The following is a 6,584-nucleotide window of genomic DNA, read 5'->3' on the forward strand; positions in this document are numbered from 1 at the left end:
TCGCCGCCGGCGACGTGGTCTGCGTGCTCGAAGCGATGAAGATGGAAAACGACGTGGTCGCCGAGCGCGGCGGCACCGTCACCGGCGTCCACGTCGCCGAGGGCGACAGCGTCGACATGGGCGACGTGCTGGTCGTCCTCGACTGAGACCGCCGCGTCTGCGAGGCGAAACCGCGGCGGCGTCGAAAAACAGCGACAGACGTCAAAAGCGGCGGAAAACGCCGGGAAGCGGCGGAAAACGCCGAAACCGGTTCCCGCTACCGTCGCGGGCGGTTCAACACTCCGACCAGCCGCACGACTCGCAGGTCTTGCAGCCCTCGGAGTAGTAGAGGTTCATGCTCCCGCAGTCGGGACACTCCGGCGCCTCGCCGGCCGCGATCAGCTCCTGTATCGCGTCCTCGGCACCGTCCGCGTCGGGACCGTCGGGCGACTCCGGCCCGTCGGCCCCGTCCGCGTCCGTCGCCGCTCCCGCGTCGATCGCGCCGCCGTCGGTCTGGCTCGGCTGGTCCGAGGTCGCCTCCTCGGCCAGGTCGCGCTCGACGTCGTCGAGGCTCTGCTGTTGGGGGATCCCCTTGTCGACGTCGTCGTCGAGGTACCGCCGCAGGGCGGTGCCGATCGCGTCGGGGATCGACTGGATCTGCTCGCCTTTGTCCCACGCGACCTTCGGGCTCCGGGTACCCTGCAGCTCGTCGACGATCTCCTCGGGGTCGACGCCCGAACGGAGCGCGGTGGAGATGACCTTCGCGAGCGCCTCCGTGAAGGAGTTGGTGTAGCCCCCGGAGTGACCGATGTTCGCGAACAGCTCGAACGGACGGCCGTTCTCGTCCTCGTTGACGGTGACGTACAGCTTGCCGTAGCCCGTCTCGACGCGCTGGGTGACGCCGGACAGCGAGTCCGGCCGCGGGCGTCGCTCGCTGTAGTCGATCCGGGGCTGCTCGCTGGCCGCCAGCAGGTCGGCGATCTCCGCGTCGATCGCCGCCTGGACGTCCTCGTTGCCGAGGAACGCCTCGACGCCGCCGAACACCTCCTCGATCTGCTCGACGATCGTCTCGGCCGCCTCGCTCTCGTCGGCGAACTCCGTGTTCTGCGCGCGGGTCGTGAGCACCTGCTTCGAGCGGGTGCCGTCGCGGTAGTAGGTGACGCCCTTCCCGCCGTTCTCGTAGATGTACTCGAAGACCTCCTTGGCGTCGTCGACCGTGGAGTCGTTCGGCGCGTTGACCGTCTTCGAGATGGCGGAGTCGACCCCCGCCTGACACGCGACCTGCACGCCAGCGTGCTCCTTCGCCGAGAGGTCGCCCGTGACGACGAACAGCTCGCCGATGGCGTCCGGCACCGTCTCCAGCCCGTCGACGCCGTCGAACTCGTTCGTCGCCATCTGTTCTTGCGCCTCCGTTTTGACCGCCTTGACGTCGACGTCGTTGGCCTCCAGCGTGCGCAGGAAGTAGTCGTCGAACTCCACGAGCATCTCGTCGCCCTGCACGTCGTCGGAGACGTTCTTGTAGTAGGCGACGTTGTAGATGGGCTCACAGCCGCCGGTCGTGTTGCCGATCATCGACGTCGTGCCCGTGGGCGCGATCGTCGTCGTGTTGTGGTTGCGAACGGGGAAGCCGTCGGCCCACTCGTCGGGGTCGAGCCCGGTGTAGTGTTCGAACCAGTCGCGGTACTCGGTCGGGTTCGCGTACTTCGAGTCCGCCCAGTCGTTGAACGTGCCGCGCTCCTTCGCGAGCTCGTGGGAGGCGAGCTTCGACCGGTGGTTGATGTGGGTCATGAGCTGGCGAGCGATCTCGTTGCCCGCGTCGGAGCCGTACCGGACGCCGAGCTGGATGTACAGCTGCGCGAGCCCCATGATTCCCAGCCCGATCTTCCGCATGTCGCGGACCTTCTGTTCGATCTCGTCGACCGGGAAGTCCGACATGGTGACGACGTTCTCGAGGAAGCGGGTGCCGTAGTCGATCCGCTCGTCGAACGCCTCGAAGTCGATCGCCTCCTCCAAGAACGCCGCCATGGCCGCCTCCTCGGAGTCGTACGCGTCGGCGTGCTCGTCGGCCCAGACGCGCCAGTCGGGCGCGTCCTGCGCCGCGAGCGTCGAGAGGTTGATGTGGCCGAGGTTACACGCCTCGTACTCCTCGAGCGGCTGCTCTCCGCAGTTGTGAACCACGAGCCCGTTCGCGACGAACGAACTCGTCTCCGGTTCGGTCAGGTCGTAGACCGCCTCGTGGCCGTCGGATTCGACCGCTTCGACGGTCGCCTCGAACCCTTCGCTGTAGGGACCACGGTCGTAGTTCGCGAGACGCTCGTCGAGCGCCTCCTGTTTCGAGTCGAGGAGGAATCCGATCTCCTCTGCGAAGCGGACGAGATTGTCCTTCGAGATGACGAGGTCGTGGTCGGCCTGCCGATCGTATTCCACAGTTCCGCCCTTCCCGTCGGGCATCTCGTGAACGCCCGCCTCGTGGCGCTCCTCGTAGATCTTGCTGAAGATTCCGAAGTTGACCAGCAGTTGCTGGACCTGTTTTAGCAGGTCGGTACTGGTACTCGTGAGCCGGACGGAGACGCCTTTCTCGACGTTCCCCTGAACGCCGCCGTCAGCGGAGAACAGCGCACGCAGGTACCCGCGTGCCATCTCCTCGCTCCCGCGTGTCACCGCTTCGGGAACCTGATGCTTCTGGTCGATTAAGCCGGCCTCTTCCGCGTACTCGTAGAGCCGAGTCGAGCGGATCCGCTGCTCGACTGCCTGCGCGCCACGGTAGTCGTCGCCTCTGGCGATTTCGTTGACACCGACCTCGTAGTCGGCGTTACCGACTGGGTCGCGAACGACCTCGTTCACGTCGGCTGCGAACGACTCGGAGACCTCGGCGTCCTCGTCGTAGAAGTTGAGCACGGCGCGCTCCTCACCGGTCTTGAGATGGCCGTCACCGACCAGCCAGCCGAGTACGCGACCTTCCGCCGCGGTCCCGTGCTGCCCGAACGAGCCTTTCCGATTCTGGATGTGAACCGTGTCGCCCGCGTCGAGATCGCCGGCTTCGACCCATCCGTCGTCCGTCATGACGCGGTGGTCGTCGGTCAGACGGAGTTCGTAACCCTCCTCAGTCGTTAGCTTATAAACGTCCTTCTCGCCGGTCTTGTAGACGCTGCTCGCTTCCTTGAGCGTCTCCTCGCTGAGGCGGCCGTCGACGACGACGTCGCGAGCGACGCCCTGCTCGTAGAGTTCTTCGGCTTCAATGAGGCCGTTTTCCGTACTGATCAGCGTGTCGCCGGTCACACACGGGTTCGTCGCGAGGATTCTATGACTTGGATTTTCTTCGATGTCGAACGAATGTTGCTTGTTCACCCGTTCGAGGTAGATGACGCCCGGCTCGCCGTTCTCGTGGGCGCCCTCGATCATGTGGTCCCAGATGTCGGCGGCGGGGACGGAGAGTACCTCGCCGACCTCGACGTGCTCGCCGAGCCCGAACATGTCGTACAGCTCCTTCGTCTCCGGCGTGGCGACGTGCGGCTCCTCGGTGCGGGGGTTGGTGAACGTGAACTCCTCGTCGGCGGCGAGCGCCTCCATGAAGTCGTCGGTGACGCCGACGCTGATGTTGAAGTTCGAGAGGTGGCCCTCGACGGCGTTCCGGAGGTGCTCGGGGACGCGCCCCTCGTCGTCGATGAGCTCGCGGGCCTCCTCCAGGGCGTCCGCGAAGGAGTTGTGCGTGAAGTCGTCGGGGTCGTTCAGCCGCAGCGAGTGAGCCAGCGAGACGTCCTTGTTCTTCGCGTGGATAAACTGGATGACGTCCGGGTGCGAGATGCGCATCACGCCCATCTGGGCGCCGCGGCGCGCGCCCCCCTGGGCTATCGTCTCGCACATCTGGTCGAACGTGCGCATAAACGTGATCGGCCCGGAGGCGATGCCGCCGGTCGAGCCGACCGCGTCGCCGTAGGGGCGGAGCTTCCAGAACGCGTACCCCATGCCGCCGCCGCTCTGGAAGACCTCCGCGGCCTCCTTGGCGGTCTGGTGGATGTCGGTGATGTCGTCGGCGGGCGAGTCGACGAAGCAGGCGGACAGCTGCTGGAGCTCGTCGCCCGCGTTCATCAGGGTCGGGGAGTTCGGCATGAACGAGAGCTTCTCCATCCCCTCGCGGAACGTCTCGGCGGTCTCCTCGACGTGCTCGCGGACGCCCTCGGGAAGCTCGGGGACGACGGTGTCGTACGCGAACTTGTTGACGTTGTGGGCGGTGAGCGTCGTCTCCGCCTCGTCGGCGGCCGCGACGCCGGCGCCGAACACCTCTTCGGCGAGCTCGTCCCGGCGCGGGTGGTCGGGCTTCAGCTGGGCGGGCGTGACGGTGACCTCGACGTCGCGGTTCTCGGCCTCGAAGACCGCCTCCGCGAGCGCGACGTTCTTCGCGACGCGCTCGAACAGCTCCTCCTGGTCTTCCACCGGCTCGCCGTCGGCGTTCTTCCGGAGGTACCGCGCGGGCAGGATGTTGTGGTACGCGTTGGCGGTGAGACGCTCCTCCATCGTCTCGCCCGTGGTTCGTTTGATCGGCAGTTCCAGTTCGTCGGCGGCGACGCCGTCGCTGCTCATACGACGGCCCCCGCGCTCGGGTGGTGTGCGTTCTGGCTCATGTGTCGTGTCTGTCCACTGGCGCAGCGGGCCCTTTTGTGTTCCGCTCCCGGCCCGAATTGGTGACGATCTGTTCGATCCGTTATGTAACTATCTGCCGTGCGATCGACTGCAGATCCGAGTACGGTACCAAGCCACGAGTTCTGGACACATAAGCGTAGGCAGACCGGAGTGAAACTAATATCTGAAGCAAAAAACCGAGAGACTCGGACGGTATCTTCACCGGAACAGAAGGGGTATCGGTTCGCCGTCCCTCGGCGTGGAGATTGACGAACGTGCCAGTCGGTCGCGCGCTCTCCGGCGAGGTTCGATCCACGATCACGGATGGATCGGGGCGAAATTATCAGAATACTACACCCACAGGTACTGGCTCCCACAGGCTTATGCGGATCCTCGTCGTGGAGAGCGACATGAGCGCTTCGACCGCCGCACTCGCGACGTCGGTACCGCTACAGGCCGGGTTCCTCGGGAGCCCGATGGGCCAGCTGCTCGCCGCGCTGGTCGCCGCCGCGCTCGTGGTCATCGTCGGGAAGTTCGTCCTGTCGCTCGCGTGGCGGCTCATCACGATCGGGATCGTCGTCGTCGCCGCGCTGTTCCTGTTGTCGACGCTCGGTGTGATCTGACCGGCGCGCCGCCGCCGCGTCGCGGAAGAGCGGCGGGCGGGAACGAGGAGCGGGTCGGCGCGGAGGAACCGCCGGGCGGCCGACGGTCCGCCTACTGGAACGCGGTGCCGGGCTCGGCGTCCGTGCGGTCGACCTCGGACCGCTTGAACTGCTGTTCGATCTCCTCGTAGCGCTCGCGCGTCTCGGGAGTGACGCTGGGGTTCACCGCCTGTAAGGCGTCCTCGAAGTGCTGCATCGTCACGCGGACGTTGCCGACGGACTCGCCGACCTCCTCGCGCGCGACGCTGCCGATGAACTCCCGGGAGGCGTTCATCGACGCCTCGCGGGCGACCGCCTCGATGTCGGCGCCCACGTAGCCCTCGGTCTTGCGGGCCAGCGCGTCGAGGTCGACGTCGTCGGCCAGCGGCTTGTTCCGCGTGTGGACCTCGAAGATCCGCCGGCGCGCCTCCTCGTCGGGGACGGGCACGTGGACGTGCCGGTCGAGCCGACCGGGACGGAGCAGCGCGGAGTCGATGAGGTCCGGGCGGTTCGTCGTCGCGATGACGACGACGTCCTCCAGCGACTCGAGCCCGTCGAGCTCCGTCAGCAGCTGGGAGACGACGCGCTCGCTCACGCCGGAGTCGCCCGTGTTCGACCCGCGCTCCGTCGCGATCGAGTCGATCTCGTCGAAGAACACGATCGTCGGCGCGTTCTCGCGGGCCTTGCTGAACACCTCGCGGACGCCCTTCTCGGACTCGCCCACGTACTTGTTGAGCAGCTCGGGCCCCTTGATCGAGATGAAGTTCGACTCGCTCTCGTTGGCGACGGCCTTCGCGAGCAGGGTCTTTCCCGTACCCGGGGGACCGTACATCAGCACCCCCTTGGCGGCCTCCATGTCGAGCTGGTCGAACACCTCGGGGTACTCCAGCGGCCACTGGATCGTCTCGCGGAGCCGCTCTTTGGTCTCACCGAGTCCGCCCACGTCGTCCCAGGTGACGTCGGGGACCTCCACGAACACCTCGCGTAACGCGGAGGGCTCGATCCCCTTCATCGCCTGCTTGAAGTCGGACTCGGTCACCTGGATCGAGTTCAGTACGTCGGCGTCGATCTCGTCGCTCTCGAGGTCGAGCTCGGGGCGGATGCGCCGCAGCGCGTGCATCGCGGACTCCTTGGCCAGCGACTCGAGGTCGGCCCCCACGAAGCCGTGGGTGTTCTCGGCGTACTCGTCGAGGTCGATCCCCTCGGTGAGCGGCATGTTCCGCGTGTGGACCTGCAGGATCTCCTTGCGGCCGTCGCGGTCGGGGACGCCGACCTCGATCTCGCGGTCGAAGCGGCCGCCCCGCCGGAGCGCGGGGTCGATCGCGTCGACGCGGTTGGTCGCGC

General features: G+C 66.6%; 4 protein-coding genes. 2 read left to right on the plus strand and 2 right to left on the minus strand.

Translation table 11 applies throughout. The features are described 5' to 3' along the window. On the plus strand, positions 1-146 hold a 146-nt coding region (locus GJ633_RS12760; protein WP_156589133.1), incomplete at its 5' end, for a biotin/lipoyl-containing protein. Positions 147-273: 127 nt separating this feature from the next. Here the strand turns inward: GJ633_RS12760 and GJ633_RS12765 are convergent. Next, positions 274-4,560, minus strand: coding sequence for an LAGLIDADG family homing endonuclease (locus GJ633_RS12765; protein ID WP_156589134.1), 4,287 nt, complete (start codon positions 4,558-4,560; stop codon positions 274-276). 449 nt (positions 4,561-5,009) lie between these two features. Between GJ633_RS12765 and GJ633_RS12770 the strand changes: the two genes are divergently transcribed. Then, on the plus strand, positions 5,010-5,222 hold the full coding sequence (locus GJ633_RS12770) for a hypothetical protein (protein ID WP_394351158.1): 213 nt from the start codon (positions 5,010-5,012) through the stop codon (positions 5,220-5,222). Positions 5,223-5,313: 91 nt separating this feature from the next. On the opposite strand, the gene GJ633_RS12775 is transcribed toward GJ633_RS12770, so the two are convergent. Beyond that, positions 5,314-6,584: AAA family ATPase (locus GJ633_RS12775; protein WP_156589136.1), on the minus strand; the 1,271-nt coding region annotated here is incomplete at its 5' end.

The organism is Halorubrum sp. CBA1125, assembly GCF_009742825.1.
Lineage (GTDB): Archaea > Halobacteriota > Halobacteria > Halobacteriales > Haloferacaceae > Halorubrum.